Annotated in this window: 12 protein-coding genes; 7 read left to right on the top strand and 5 right to left on the bottom strand. The window is 70.5% G+C overall.

Going from position 1 to position 14,167, the window contains the following annotated elements:
• Window positions 1-6: 6 nt before the first annotated feature.
• Window positions 7-1,119, top strand: coding sequence for a DUF4192 domain-containing protein (locus ABD156_RS07030; RefSeq protein WP_344267913.1), 1,113 nt, complete (start codon window positions 7-9; stop codon window positions 1,117-1,119).
• A gap of 321 nt (window positions 1,120-1,440) precedes the next feature.
• Here ABD156_RS07030 and galE read toward each other — a convergent pair whose 3' ends face one another.
• From galE to ABD156_RS07015, 3 genes are all read right to left on the bottom strand, one after another.
• Entirely contained in the window at window positions 1,441-2,421 is a 981-nt protein-coding gene (gene galE, locus ABD156_RS07025; protein ID WP_344267911.1) for a UDP-glucose 4-epimerase GalE, read from the bottom strand.
• A gap of 90 nt (window positions 2,422-2,511) precedes the next feature.
• Window positions 2,512-3,696 (bottom strand): galactokinase, encoded by a 1,185-nt coding sequence (gene galK, locus ABD156_RS07020; protein ID WP_344267909.1) that lies wholly within the window; start codon window positions 3,694-3,696, stop codon window positions 2,512-2,514.
• Window positions 3,693-4,415: an iron-dependent transcriptional repressor DtxR gene (locus ABD156_RS07015; protein ID WP_344267907.1), complete on the bottom strand. Its 723-nt coding sequence runs from the start codon at window positions 4,413-4,415 to the stop codon at window positions 3,693-3,695. The genes galK and ABD156_RS07015 overlap by 4 nt, the downstream gene beginning before the upstream one ends.
• Before the next feature lie 110 nt (window positions 4,416-4,525).
• Here ABD156_RS07015 and ABD156_RS07010 point away from each other — a divergent pair, with 110 nt between their 5' ends.
• The 4 genes from ABD156_RS07010 to ABD156_RS06995 all read left to right on the top strand — a co-directional run bounded on the left by ABD156_RS07010 (window position 4,526) and on the right by ABD156_RS06995 (window position 10,674).
• Window positions 4,526-5,365, top strand: a complete 840-nt coding sequence (locus tag ABD156_RS07010) for a sulfurtransferase (protein ID WP_344267905.1) — start codon at window positions 4,526-4,528, stop codon at window positions 5,363-5,365.
• Window positions 5,366-5,437: 72 nt separating this feature from the next.
• The gene (locus ABD156_RS07005; protein WP_344267903.1) at window positions 5,438-6,304 is read left to right on the top strand and encodes a DJ-1/PfpI family protein; all 867 of its coding nucleotides are present in this window, start codon (window positions 5,438-5,440) and stop codon (window positions 6,302-6,304) included.
• A 117-nt stretch (window positions 6,305-6,421) separates the two neighbouring features.
• A complete protein-coding gene (locus ABD156_RS07000; RefSeq protein ID WP_344267901.1) occupies window positions 6,422-7,594 on the top strand; it encodes an acetoin utilization protein AcuC in 1,173 nt (390 codons plus the stop codon).
• Window positions 7,595-7,596: 2 nt separating this feature from the next.
• On the top strand, window positions 7,597-10,674 hold the full coding sequence (locus ABD156_RS06995) for a bifunctional acetate--CoA ligase family protein/GNAT family N-acetyltransferase (protein WP_344267899.1): 3,078 nt from the start codon (window positions 7,597-7,599) through the stop codon (window positions 10,672-10,674).
• Here the strand turns inward: ABD156_RS06995 and ABD156_RS06990 are convergent.
• Both ABD156_RS06990 and ABD156_RS06985 read right to left on the bottom strand, forming a co-directional pair.
• Entirely contained in the window at window positions 10,658-11,686 is a 1,029-nt protein-coding gene (locus ABD156_RS06990; protein ID WP_344267897.1) for an acyl-CoA dehydrogenase family protein, read from the bottom strand. The genes ABD156_RS06995 and ABD156_RS06990 overlap by 17 nt on opposite strands.
• A gap of 11 nt (window positions 11,687-11,697) precedes the next feature.
• A complete protein-coding gene (locus ABD156_RS06985; protein WP_344267895.1) occupies window positions 11,698-12,861 on the bottom strand; it encodes an acyl-CoA dehydrogenase family protein in 1,164 nt (387 codons plus the stop codon).
• A gap of 103 nt (window positions 12,862-12,964) precedes the next feature.
• Here ABD156_RS06985 and ABD156_RS06980 point away from each other — a divergent pair, with 103 nt between their 5' ends.
• Window positions 12,965-13,150 (top strand): ferredoxin, encoded by a 186-nt coding sequence (locus tag ABD156_RS06980; protein WP_344267893.1) that lies wholly within the window; start codon window positions 12,965-12,967, stop codon window positions 13,148-13,150.
• 124 nt (window positions 13,151-13,274) lie between these two features.
• A complete protein-coding gene (locus ABD156_RS06975; protein ID WP_344267891.1) occupies window positions 13,275-14,156 on the top strand; it encodes a 3-oxoacyl-ACP reductase in 882 nt (293 codons plus the stop codon).
• Window positions 14,157-14,167: the final 11 nt, after the last annotated feature.

Below are 14,167 nucleotides of genomic sequence, written 5' to 3'. Positions count from 1 at the left end.
GGAGGCGTGACCACCTCGACGCCGCCCGGCATCTCCCGGGCCACCCTCCGCAATCCGGCCGACCTCATCGCCTCCCTCCCGTACCTGCTCGGCTTCCGTCCGGCTGATTCCCTTGTGCTGCTGGGCCATCGCGTACCCGGCACCACGATCGGCCTGATGCTGCGCGCCGACCTGCCGGCGCGAGAACTCCAAGCAGAGCAAGCCGATGCGCTGATCCCGCGCTTCGCCAATCGCGAGCACAACGGTGTCACCGTCGTCCTCGTGGGCGGCTCGGCCGACGAAAACGGTCCACCCCATAGGGAATTCTTGGCCGAGCTTCAGCGGGTCCTGGCTCGGCACAGCCTCCGTCTGTTCCACGCACTGTGGGCGTCCGAGATCGAACCCGGTGCGGAATGGGCGTGCTATCTGGATCCGGATTGCGGCGGCGTAGTGCCCGATCCGCAGGAGACGGTCATCGCTGCTGCGACCACGGAGGCTGGGTTCGTCGTCTTCCGCAGCCGTGAAGAGCTGGCCGCCGTGCTGCAACCGCGTTGCCCGGAAGCGATCACCCGTCGCGCCGAGTTGCTGGCATCGTCCCCGGAACCGTTGTACAGCCCCGGAATGTCGCGGAGCGATGTCTTGGACGCCGCGGTGACCGAACTCCGCGATGCGTTCCTCCGCCAGCGTCGAGGTGCGGGCCCTCCTGATGACGACCAAGCCGTCCGGCTGGCCCATGCGCTGATGTTCACCCCCATCCGGGACGCGTGCATGGCCTTGGCGGTCCCACCGCATACGTCCCTGACCCGGGAGGCGGAGGAGGTGTGGCTGACGCTCGTCCGTGAATTGCCGCCGCCGCATCGCGCCGAGGCCGCGCTCTATCTCGGCTACACCGCTTTGATGCGCGGGGAAGGAGCGCTCGCGGGGATGGCGCTGGCGAACGCTGTCGAGGCGGACCCTGATCACATGGTGGCGCAGTTGCTGCAGACCGCGTGGAACATCGGCACGGATCCGGCGAAACTGGCCGGCCTCGCCGACTTGAGCACGGCGGTGGATCTCGGGTTGTCTCCGCCGTCGGAACCGGGGAGCGGCGCCGAGCGGGACCGGGGTCGAAGATCAGGGCCGCCGAGGGGGATGAGGTGACCAGGCCTTGGCCACGCATCGGACGGCAGGCCGAGACGCGCCCCGTGAACCGGTTCGATACCGCGGTGGCGGGCGGGGTTCTGGCCGAAGGACCGCACGGTGCCCGAGCCGGATTCCTTCCGCGGTCCCGAGCTGATGTCGCACCGGTGAGTCCTCAGTGGACCTTGGCGCCCTGCCTCGGCGCGTCCGAACGACGCTCATGGTTCGCCGCAAACGATGCGGGGCGGGGATCCAATCCGGATTCCCGCCCCGAAACACCACCCGCACCAGACCCGTCCGCGGCGCGTCGCCGCGGTCCGGAGTCCAGTCGGGAACTCGCCGTCAGGAACGACGCGACTGGGTGAACTGCCAAGCGTCCGAGACGATCCCGTCCAGGTCGGTCAGCTTGGGGGTCCAGCCGAGTTCGCCGTTGGCCTTGTCGCTCGACGCGACCAGCACCGACGGGTCGCCGGCGCGGCGCGGCGCCACGACGGCGGGGATCGCGTGCCCGGTGACCCGGCGGCAGGCTTCCACGACCTCCAGCACCGAGAACCCGGTGCCGCTGCCGAGGTTGTAGATGCGGTGCTCGCCGGCGGCGGCGTGGCGCAGGGCGAGGAGGTGGGCGTCGGCGAGGTCGACCACGTGGATGTAGTCGCGGACGGCCGTTTTGTCGGGCGTCGGGTAGTCGTCGCCGTAGATGGAGATGTGGTCGCGATGGCCGGTCGCGACCTGGAGAACGAGAGGAATGAGATGGGTTTCGGTGGTGTGCCGTTCGCCGAACGCGCCGTAGGCGCCGGCCACGTTGAAGTACCGCAGGCTGACCGCGGCGATGCCGTGGGCGCGGGCGAAGCTGGTGATCGCGTGGTCGATGGCGAGCTTCGACGCGCCGTAGGTATTGGTCGGCTGCGTCGGGGCCGTTTCCGGGATCGGCGACACGTCGGGCTCGCCGTAGGTCGCCGCGGTCGAGGAGAACACCAGGCGCGGCGTGCCGTGCTTCTTCATCGCCTCCAGCAGCCGCAGCGAGGTCACCACGTTGCCTTCCCAGTACTTCGCCGGGTCGGCCATCGACTCGCCCACCAGCGATTTCGCGGCGAAGTGCAGCACGCCGTCGAAACCCTCGCCGAGAAGGTCCGCGGCGACCTCGGCGGCGTCGCCCTCGACGAAGCGCGCCTGCGGGTGCACCGCGTCCGCGTGCCCGGTCGACAGGTCGTCCACCACGGTGACCTGGTGACCCGCTTCGATGAGGCGGGCGGCGCACACGCTGCCCACGTACCCCGCGCCGCCCGTCACGATGAGTTTCAGGGGGCTTTGCTGGTCCGTCACGTCAAGGCCTTTCTGCTGAGGGGTGGCGACTCTGCGGCACAGTCTCCCCTCAGTGCGACGCGACGGACCCTCCGGGGGTTGCTCCGGAAATCAGGCTTCGTCGCGGCCCGCGCCGCGCGACGGCACCGCCGTGAACATCCGCGGGCGGCGGAACCCGGCCTGCTCGCAGGCGGTTTCGACCGCGGTGCGCACTCCGTCCAGATCCTCGTCGCGGACCAGCGCGATCGCCGAGCCGCCGAACCCGCCGCCGGTCATCCGCGCGCCCAGCGCGCCTGCCGACCGGGCCGAGTCGACCGCGAGGTCGAGCTCGGGCGTCGAGATGCGGTAGTCGTCGCGCATGCTCACGTGCGAAGCGTCGAGGTGCGGCCCGATCTCGGCGAGCTTCTTCTCGCGCAGCAACGCGACCACGTCGAGCACCCGCTGGTTCTCGGTGACCACGTGGCGCACCAGCGGAACCAGATCTTCGGGCAGGCGCGCGAGGGCCTCGTCGAGACCGTCGAGCGCGACGTCGCGCAGCGCCTTCACACCGAGCAGTTCCGCCGCGCGCTCGGTGCCGCGCCGCCGGGCCCCGTAGCCGCCGTCGGCGTGGGAATGCTTGGTGCGGGTGTCCATGATCAGCACCCGGAGCCCGGCTTCGCCGAGCGGGAACGGCACCTGCTCCATCTCGCCCGAGCGGACGTCGAGGAACAGCACCCGCGAGTCCTCGCAGCACAGCGACGCCGTCTGGTCGAGCAGCCCGGTGGGCGCGCCGACGAAGTCGTTTTCCGACCGCTGCACCCAGCGCGCGATCTCCGGACGCGCGGGAGTGCTCGCCCCGCCGTCTTCGAGTTCCACCCCGGCCACGCCCAGCAGGGCCAGCGAAACCGCGCATTCCAGCGCGTGAGAGGAGGAAAGCCCGGCCCCGGACGGCACGTCGCCGGCGATGACCAGGTCGGCTCCATCTGCGAAACCCTGGTCGCGCAGCACCCACGCCACCCCGGCGGGATACGCGGCCCATCCCGGCACCGAACCCGGTTCGAGCGCGGCGATGTCGTGCGGCCCGGAGTGCTGCAGCTGCCCGTCGTCGCCGAGCGTGGCGACCTGGAGCTTGCCGTCCTGGCGCGGGGAAGCGGCCGCGGCGAGCCGGTGCGGGAGCGCGAAAGGCAGCACGAAACCGTCGTTGTAGTCGGTGTGCTCGCCGATCAGGTTCACCCGGCCCGGCGCGGACCACACGCCTGCCGGGGCCCGCCCGTGGACCTCCCGGAACGCGCGCGCCGCGTCGGTCGCCGGGGTCACTTGGCGAGCGCCAGCACGGCGTGCAGCGCCGCGGTGGACACCTGCGCCGTGGTCTCGGTGCCCTTGACCTCGACGGTCGCGCTCCCGCCGGAAGCCTTGCCGACCGTGACGAGCCCGCCGGGCACGATCCCGACCGTCCGCAGCTCGGTGAGCAGCGACTCGTCGAGCTGCACGTGCTCGGCGATGCGGCGGATCTCCACCTCGCCGCCGCCGGTGCGGGCGTACTCGTCGAGGCGCACCAGGCCGTCCTCGGCGCGCGGCGCGGGATCGCCGTCGCCGAGCTTGTCCAGGCCGGGGATCGGGTTGCCGTAGGGCGACGTGGTCGGGTGGTCGAGCAGCTTCACCAGCTTGCGCTCGACGGCCTCGCTCATCACGTGCTCCCAGCGGCACGCCTCGTTGTGCACGTGCTCCCACTCGAGGCCGATCACGTCGACGAGGAGGCGTTCGGCGAGCCGGTGCTTGCGCATGACCGCGACGGCGAGGTCGTGGCCGTGGTCGGTGAGCTGCAGATGCCGGTCGTCGGCGACGACGACCAGCCCGTCGCGCTCCATCCTGGCCACGGTCTGGCTCACGGTGGGGCCGCTCTGCTGCAGCCGCTCCGCGATCCGGGCCCGCAGCGGGACGACCCCTTCCTCTTCGAGCTCGTAGATGGTACGCAGGTACATCTCGGTGGTGTCGATGAGATCGTTCACGCTGTCCCCTTCGTCCGCGTAGCTCATCGTAGTCGTTGGCCCCGACAGCGACGGCCCGCCTCGGCGTAACGGCGCGGCCCCGCCGAAAAGTCCTGCCCTGATGCGCGAACCGCGTCCGGACCTGCAGGATGGGGGCCATGCGACCGTTGATCTCGCCCGCTGAGCTCGCCGCGTTCCCCGATCGCGAGCGTCCCGTCGTGCTGGACGTCCGCTGGCGGCTCGGCGGACCGCCCGGAGCGGAGTCCTACCAGGAGGGACACGTGCCCGGGGCGGTGTTCGTCGACCTCGACACGGCGCTGGCCGCTCCGCCCGGAGACGGCGGCCGCCACCCGCTGCCCGACCCGGCGGTGCTGCAGCGTGAGCTGCGCAAAGCGGGCGTTCGGGACGGGCGCGCGGTGGTCGTGTACGACGACGCCGACGGTTCGGTCGCCGCGCGGGCCTGGTGGCTGCTGCGCTGGGCCGGCCATCCGGAGGTCGCGGTGCTCGACGGCGGTTACACAGCGTGGCTGGCCGAGGGGCGGGAAGTGACGGCCGAGGCGCCGTCGCCGGAGCCGGGCGACATCGAGGTCCGGCCGGGCGGCATGCGGGTCCTGTCGGCGGACGACGCGGCGGCGCTCGCGCGCGAAGGCGTGCTGTTCGACGCGCGGGCGCACGTCCGCTACACGGGCGAGACCGAGCCGGTCGACCCGCGGGCCGGGCACATCCCGGGTGCGGTGAGCGCGCCGTCGTCCGAGCACGCGGGCGCGGACGGGCGCTGGAAGTCGCCGTCCGAGCTGGCCGAGCGGTTTGCGTCGCTCGGTTTGGCCGAGGGCGTTCCGGTCGGCGCTTACTGCGGTTCGGGCGTGACCGCGTCCTCGGTGGTGCTCGCGCTGGAGGTGGCGGGGCGGACGGAGCCTGCCGCGCTGTATGCGGGGTCGTGGTCGCACTGGTCGCGCGATCCGGAACGTCCGGCGGCCACCGGTCCTGAGCGCGGCTGAATTCGCCGGAACTTTCGGTGCCGCGGGCCGACTTTTCGTCCGGAAGGCTTTTCCAGGCGAGAGGCGGCGTTCATGGAGCGAAGGACATTCCTGCGCGGGTCGGCGGCGGCCGGAGCGGCGATGGGGGCGACGTCCGCGGCGGCGGTGCCGGCCGGGGCTGCGGTGGTGACCGGGTCTGCGGCTGGGACTGGGGCCGCGGCGGCGACCGGAGCTGCGGCGACGGCTGGGACTGCGGCCGGGACTTCGGCTGCGGCGACGCCTGGGGCTGTGGCGGCGACCGGGGCTGCGTCGACCGGGTCGGCGGCGACTGAGGCCGTGGGCGGGCGGCGGCCGTTGCGGGTGCAGGTCGTGTTGTTCGACGGCGTCGAGGAGCAGGACTTCGCCGGTCCGTACGAGGTGTTCTCCGCGGCGGGCATGCACGCGAAGCGCGGCACAGACGTTTCGTACGTGCGCGTGGACGGGCCGGGCGTCGTGCGCGCTTCGTACGGCACGAAGGTGGAGGTCGAGCGCGGCTGGTCCCCGCAGGACGCCGACATCATCGTCGTGCCGGGCGGCGGTTACGGGAAACGGAAAGGGCCGGGAATCTGGGCGGAGATCGATCGCCGGGTGCTGCCGGACGCGCTTGCCGCGGCGCAGCGCGAAGGGCTGACTTTGGCGTCGCTGTGCACGGGCACGCTTCTGCTCGGCGCGGCCGGACTGGTGCGCGGGCGTCCGTGCACGACGCACCACGGCGCGGTCGAGACGCTTGTCCAGCAGGGCGGCGTGGTCAAGAAAGCCCGGGTGGTCGACGACGGCGACGTGGTCACCTCGGGCGGCATCACGAGCGGGCTCGACCTGGCCTTATGGCTGGTGAAACGGGAACTCGGCTCCGACGCGGCGGCCGGGCTGGAGGAGATGCTGGAGTACGAAGCCCGCGGCGTCGTCTGGACGCGCGGCTGAGTTTCGCCCCGCCGCGGAACCGGGCTCGGGGCATGGCGGCTGAAGCGGCATGTGGTTGAGTTCCGCGCCCCCGCGGAAACCCGGCTCGGGGCGCGCTGGGGAAGTACAGTGCGGGGCATGTCGTCGCCTGCAGTTGTCTGGGATCCGTCGCTGCTGAAGTACGACCTGGGCGGGCAACATCCGTTCAACCCCGTCCGGCTCGACCTCACCGTGCGGCTCGCGACCGAGCTGGGCGTGCTCGACGGCGTCGAACTGCTCGTGCCCACTGCGGCCGGCGACGAGGAACTGCTCCGCGTGCACGCGCCCGAGTACTTGGCCGCCGTGCGGGAAGCCCCGAACGTGAGCTGGGACGTCGGGCACGGGCTCGGGACCGACGACAACCCCGTGTTCCCCGGCATGCACGACGCGACCGCGCTGGTCGTGGGCTCGACGCTGCTCGCCGCACGCAAGATCGCCGACGGCGAGGTGCGGCGGGCAGTCAACATCGCGGGCGGGCTGCATCACGCGATGCGCGATCACGCGTCCGGGTTCTGCATCTACAACGACTGCGCGATCGCCATCTCGTGGCTGCTCGACCACGGCTTCGACCGCATCGCGTACGTCGACACCGACGTGCACCACGGCGATGGCGTCCAGGCCGCGTTTTACGACGACCCGCGCGTCCTGACTGTTTCGATGCACCAGCACCCGTTCACGCTCTGGCCCGGCACCGGCTATTCCGCCGAGGTCGGCAAGGGCAAGGCGGCCGGCACGGCGGTGAACATCCCGCTGCCGCCGCACACTCGGGACCCCGGATGGCTGCGCGCGTTCGACGCGGTGGTTCCCGCTGTGCTGCAGGAGTTCCAGCCGCAGCTGCTCGTCACGCAGTGCGGGGTCGACTCGCACGAGGAAGACCCGATGGCGGACATGTCCCTGTCGGTCGATGGACACCGCACCATCTACTCCACCCTGCGCGACCTGGCCGAACGCTACGCGGGCGGCCGCTGGCTGGCCGTCGGCGGCGGGGGATACCAGCTGATCCGCGTGGTGCCGCGTTCGTGGACGCACCTGATGGCGACCGTGCTGGACCGCGACGTCCCGCCGGAAACGCCGCTCCCGCCCGGCTGGGTCTCGACGGTCACGCGCGCGGCCCCGGCGGCCGAACTTCCCGCCGCGATGACCGACGGCAAGGACACCGCCTTCAAACCGTGGGGCGACGACGCGGACGACCCGGTGGACATCGCGATCCGCGACACCCGCCGCGCGATCTTCCCGCTGCACGGCCTCGACCCGGACGATCCGAGGGACTGACCATGCCCGACCAGCCTCGCCATCCCGGCGAAAACTCCGGCACTCCCGACCTCGGCGGCTCCGCTCCCGACGTCCGCGCGACGGGCGAGTCCGGCGGCGCCTTTGCCCGGGACGCCGGTTACCCAGCGGGCAGGCCCGCCGCGGCCGGACCGGCGGAGCCTGGCCGCGCTTCCGCAAGGGACAGCGCCGGATCGCCTGGTTCGGCCGCCGACGGCAAGCACGGAGAGAGCGGTTTGCCAGGCGAACCCGAACGGGGCGGCGAGCCGGGCGAGTCCGGCGGGTTTTCCGCTCCGCACCCGGCCGAGGATGGGCGAGCGGCGTCGGAACAGCCTGATTCCGCGGGGAATTCCGCTGCGCACGGCCCGACAGCTGGCGAAGCTGCGGCAGCACATCCCGCCCCCAGCGGGAAGCGCGATCCCTACGACTACCCCCGCGATTGGGAAGCCGACGTCGTCCTCTCCGACGGCGGCACTGTCCACTTGCGACCCGTCGTGCCCAGTGACGCCGACGGGCTCGTCGCGTTGCACGGCAGGCTTTCCGAGCGCACGCGGTACTTCCGGTACTTCGGCGCCTACCCCCGCATCCCGCCGCGGGATCTTGAGCGGTTTTCCACTGTGGACCACCACGATCGGGTCGCGTTCGTCGCTTTGCTCGGGGACGACGTGGTCGCGGTGGGGCGCTACGAGCGGCTCGATCAGGGGCCTTCGGCGGAGGTCGCGTTCGTCGTCGACGACAAGCATCAGGGGCGCGGGCTCGGGTCGATTCTGCTGGAGCACCTCGCGGCGGCGGCGTCGGAAAGCGGGTTGCGGCGGTTCGTGGCCGAGGTGCTGAGCGAGAACGCGGCGATGGTGCGCGTGTTCCGCGACGCGGGCTACCAGGTCAGCCGCGCGATCGAGGAAGGCGTGCTGCATCTCGAGTTCGACATCGACCCCACGGAGGAATCGCTCGCGGTCGCGCGGTCGAGGGAGCAAGCCGCGGAGGCGCGGAGTGTGCACAATCTGCTCCATCCCGACACGGTGGCGGTGATCGGGGCGTCGGCGGATCCCACCAAGGTCGGGCATGTCGCGTTCGCCAACATGCTGGCGGCGGATTTCGCGGGGGCCGTCTATCCGGTCAATCCGGAGCATCGGTCGGTTCGCGGGGTGCGGGCGTATCCGTCGGTGCTGGACATTCCGGATCCCGTCGATCTCGCGTTGGTGGCGGTGCCCGCGGAGGCCGTCGAATCGGTGCTGGACGCTTGTTTGGCCAAGGGCGTCAAGACGCTCGTGATCGTGTCCGGCGGGTTCGCCGAGTCCGGGCCGCTCGGGTTGCACGCGGAGTTGCGGCTGGTCGGCGAGGCGCGGGCGCACGGGATGCGCGTGGTCGGGCCGAACGCGCTGGGCGTGCTGAATACCGCGAAGGACGTCCGGCTGAATGCGACGCTCGCGCCGCGGTTGCCGAAGCGGGGGCGGACTGGGTTCTTCTGTCAGTCGGGGGCGCTCGGAACAGCGATTCTCGCCGACGCGGGATCGCGCGGGCTCGGGTTGTCGACGTTCGTGTCGGCGGGCAACCGGGCGGACGTGTCCGGCAATGACTTGCTGCAGTACTGGGAAACCGATCCGGATACCGACCTGGTGCTGCTGTATCTGGAGTCGTTCGGCAACCCGCGGAAGTTCGCACGGCTCGCGCGCAGGCTGGCGCGGTCGAAGCCGATCGTGGCGGTGAAGTCCGGGCGGCATGCGGTGCGGCCGCAGCTCGCGGCAACCTCCGCCGAGGTCGACGAGGCCAGTGTGCAGGCGTTGTTCGAGCAGGCCGGGGTCGTGCGGGTCGAGTCGCTGGCGCAGTTGTTCGACACGGCGCTCGTGTTCGCGCATCAGCCGTTGCCGGCGGGGCCGCGGATCGGGATTGTCGGGAACTCCAGTGCGATCGGGTTGCTGGCCGCCGATACCGCCCGCGCGGAGGGGTTGCGGCTGGCGTTCGATCCGGTCGACATCGGCCCGCAGGCTGGGCCGGACGAGTTCGCGACGGCGGTGCGCGAGGCGTTGGATTCGCCGGAGACGGACGCGTTGATAGCGGTTTTCGCGCCGCCGGTGGCGATTCCTGGGGCTGCGTACGCGCGGGCGTTGCGCGAAGCGGTGTCGGAGATGAAGCAGTCGAAGCCGATCGTCTCGACGTTCCTCGCTGCGGAAGGCGTACCGGACGAGTTGGCGGTGTTGTCCGACGACGGGGTGCCGACGCGCGGGTCGATTCCGTCGTATTCGAGTCCGGAGCGCGCGGTGAACGCGTTGGCGCGTGTCGTGCGGTACGCGGCGTGGCGGCAGCGGCCGCAGGGGACCTTAGTGCGGCCTGGCGGATTGCATGTCGAGCAGGCACAGGAGATCGTGCGCGAGTTGTTGCCGGAGGACGGCAGTTCGACGCTGTTGTCTGATGACGACGTGGTGCGGTTGCTCAGCTGTTACGGCGTGGATGTGGTGCCGTTCCGGGTGGCGTCCAGTGAGAGCAACGCAGTGGCCGCGGCGGCTGAGCTGGGGTATCCCGTCACGCTCAAGGCCGTCGACGAGAGGCTGCGTGGAAGGCCGGACTTCGCTGGCGTACGGCTTGACCTGATGTCCGAAGACTCCGTACGCGGTGCGTACCGGGATCTGTGTGCGGTGTCGGGCGACGAAGACGTGTACGTGCAACAGATGGCGCCGAAGGGGTTGTCGTGCGCGATCGGGCTACAGGACGACCCGTCGTTCGGCACGCTTGTGTCGTTCGGGCTGTCCGGATTGGTCAGCACGCTGCTCGGGGACCGCGCGTACCGGGCGGTGCCGTTGACCGACGTCGACGCGGCGACGCTGATCCGTGAGCCGCGTACGTCGCCGTTGCTGACGGGGTATCGCGGTGACGAGCCCGCGGACCTCGCGGCGTTGCAGGACATGGTGTTGCGCGTGGCGGCGCTTGCCGAGGACAACCCCGAGGTGCGGTCGTTGGCGTTGGATCCGATCCTCGCGTCGCCGGACGGGGCGTTCGTCGCCAACGCGCGGCTGGTGGTGGGCGCGCCGCCGACGCGGCCGGATACCGGACCGCGTCGGCTGCGGCACATCACGCCGTTGGACTGACCACCAGTTCGCCGAGGCCCAACAGCTGTTCGGTCGCGCCGCCGCTGGTGAACTCCAGGCGCTTCGCGGCGGCGAAGTAGCGGTGGACGGGGTGCTCGACGTCGATGCCGACACCGCCGTGCAGGTGCACCGCGGTGTGCGCGACGCGGTGTCCGGCTTCGGCGGCCCAGAACTTCGCCGTGGCCACGTCAGCGGCGGCGGGCAGGCCTTCGGAGAGTTTCCAGGCTGCTTGCCACAGCGTCAGCCGTACGGCTTCGACGTCGATGTACGCGTCGGCGAGACGGTGTCGGACGGCCTGGAAGCTGCCCAGCACCTTGTCGAACTGCTTGCGCTCGCGCGTGTAGTCGGCGGTCAGTTCGAGCGCGCGTTCCAAGACGCCCAACTGTTGCGCGCAAGCGCCGAGAGTGCCGCGAAGGCGCAACTGTTCGCCGACATCGCCGAGAGCGACTCCGGGGGTGTCGGAAAGTGTCACCAGACCAGCGTCGGCGTGGTCGGTCGTGGACTGCGCCTCGATAGAGACACCAACAGCGTCCTTCTCGACGATGTACACGCCGTCGTTGGCTTCGACGAGTAAGGCGTCCGCGAAGGCTGCGAAGGGGACGGCGGTCTGTGTACCGGTGAGGCGTCCGTCTGAAGCGACGAACGAACCGCCTAAAGCGACCGCGAGTACGGCCTTGCCGCGCGAAACCGGCAGCAGCCATTTCTCAGCCAGCAACGGATCGGTGAGCACCGAACCGGCCTGGACGACCGACGACAGATAGGGGACCGGAGCGACCGCGCGGCCGATCTCGATCAGGACAGAACACTGTTCCAGCAACCCGAAACCGCCGCCGCCGACTGTCGAGGGCAGGGCGGCGTCGAGGACTCCGGAACGGGCCAAAACCGTCCACAGTGGAGCATCGAAGCCGCCGGAGCCGTGCGGGCCCAGCGATTCCGCGGTGACCTGGTCGCCGAGAATGCGCCGGGCAAGGGCGGAGAGGTCGTTTTGTGCTTCGGTGAGAGAGAAGTCCACCGGGAGAACTCCTAACGCGTCACGGGCTGGCCGAGGGCGGTGGCGGCGACGATGTCGCGCTGCACCTCGTTGGTGCCGCCGCCGAAAGTGAGGATCAACGCCGAACGGTGCAGCCGTTCCAGCCGTCCCGCGAGCACCGCGCCGGGGGAGCCGTCGCGCACCACGGCGGCCGTGCCGACCACCTCCATCAGCAGCCGGTACGCCTCGATCGCCATCTCGGTGCCGTACACCTTGGTCGCCGACGCCTCGGCCGGGCCGAGTTCGCTGGCAGCGGCGGCCCAGGCGATCTTCCAGTTCCGCAGCTTCAGGTACTCCGCGTAGGCGTGCACGCGCGCGAGGTGCGTCCGGACCCATTCGCGGTCGGTCAGCGACTCAGCGCGGGCCCATTCCACGACGTCGGCCAGCGCTTTCCGCACCGGTGCGGCAGAGGTCAGCGCGACGCGTTCGTGGTTGAGCTGGTTGGTGATCAGCGGCCAGCCCGCGTTCTCCTCGGCGACGCGCGACGTGACCGGCACGCGGATGTCGTCGTAATAGGTCGCGCTGGTGCCGGGGCCGGCGACCGTGTGCACCTTCGTCCAGGAAAAGCCCGGCGCGGAGGTCGGCACGATCAGGATCGACAGGCCCTTGTGCTTGCGCGCCTCCGGATCGGTGCGCGCGGCGAGCCACACGTAGTCGGCGTACTCGATCAGGCTGGTCCACATTTTCTGCCCGTTGACCACGTACTCGTCGCCGTCGCGGGTCGCCCGCGTGCGCAGCGAGGCGAGGTCTGTGCCCGCGCCCGGCTCGGAGTAGCCGATCGCGAAATGCAGCTCGCCTGCGGCGATCTTCGGCAGGTAGAACGCCTTCTGGTCCGGCGTGCCGAAGCGCATGATCGTCGGGCCGACCGTGTTCACCGTCAGGAACGGCACCGGCACCCCGGCGATCGCCGCCTCGTCGGTGAAAACCAGCTGGTCGAGCATGCTCCGGTCCTGGCCGCCGTACTCGCGCGGCCAGCCGAGCGCGAGCCAGCCGTCCTTGCCGAGCTGCCGCACGATTTCCTTGTACGCCAACCCGTCGCCGTACTCTCCGCCCGGCGCGGCGAGACTTTCCCGCCGTGCCGGAGTCATCAGTTCGGCGAAGTATTCCCGCAGCTCAGCGGCCAGTGCCTGCTGCTCGCTCGTATAGTCGATCCGCACCCGTCACCTCCACCCCGCCGGTCTCGTTGTGGTGTCGTACCGGGCCCCGGCGGTAAGCTAGAACCTGTTCTAGTTGTACCAGGAGCGGCGAGCGGGGGGAAGCATGGAGGTCAGTGTCGACTGGACGCTGTGCGAGGCCAACGCGGTGTGCGTGGGGTTCGCGCCGGACGTCTTCGATCTCGACGACGACGAGAACCTGGTGATCGGCCCGGTTCCGGAGGATGAAGTAGAACGTGTTTCGCAAGCGGTGACGAACTGCCCGAAGAACGCCCTGTTCACGACCGGTTGATCGGGGCTTGCTCAATACGAGAACAGATTCTAGTCTGTGCTTCGTCAGGCAGGCTTCGACGAGGAGGCTCGCGGGTGAAATCGGCCGCAGGGAACACGTACGACGACCGGGCTGGGGCGATTCGATGACGCTCGAGGGCAAGGTCGCTGTCGTCACCGGAGCCGGAGCGGGGCTGGGCCGGGCCGAAGCGCTCGCGCTGGCCCGCGAAGGCGCGTCCGTCGTGGTCAACGACATCGGCGAGGCGACAGACGTCGTGGCCGAGATCGAGAAGCACGGCGGCAAGGCGCTCGCGGTGGCCGGGGACGTCTCCTCGGCCGAGACCGCGAAGGAACTGCTGTCGGCCGCGGTGGACCACTTCGGCAGCCTCGACATCGTCGTGAACAACGCGGGTGTGCTCCGCGACCGGATGCTGTTCTCGATGTCCGACGAGGACTGGGACAAGGTCATCGCGGTGCACCTGCGCGGGCATTTCCTGCTGTCCCGCAACGCCGCCGCGTACTGGCGCGATCGCTCCAAAATGGAGGGACAGCCGGTGTACGGCAGGCTGATCAACACCGCGTCCGAGGCGTTTCTGGTCGGTTCGCCGGGTCAGCCCAACTACTCGGCGGCCAAGGCGGGCATCGCGGCGCTCACCATGTCCGCGGCGCGTGGGCTGGCGAAATACGGCGTGCGCGCCAACACGATCTGCCCGCGCGCCCGCACCGCGATGACCGCGGATGTCTTCGGCGAAGCACCGGAAAACGGGCTCGATCCGTTGTCGGTAGAGCACGTTGCTCCGTTTGTCGCATTCCTTGCCTCACCGGACGCGGACGCCGTCAACGGACAGGTTTTCGTCGTCCACGGCGGCATGGTCGCGTTGCTGAAGCCGCCGTCGGTGGAGGAGCGGTTCGACACCGCGAACGGCGCCTGGACCACCGGCGAACTCGCCGCGACCGTCGGCGCGCATTTCGCCGATCGCGACCCGGAGCGGATGTTCGCCGCGACCGATCTGCTTTCGCTGCCCTGAACCCGGAGGAC

The sequence above is a fragment of the Amycolatopsis albidoflavus genome (assembly GCF_039525725.1).
Taxonomy (GTDB): Bacteria; Actinomycetota; Actinomycetes; order Mycobacteriales; family Pseudonocardiaceae; genus Amycolatopsis; species Amycolatopsis albidoflava.
This window is presented reverse-complemented; position numbering and strand designations above follow the sequence as displayed.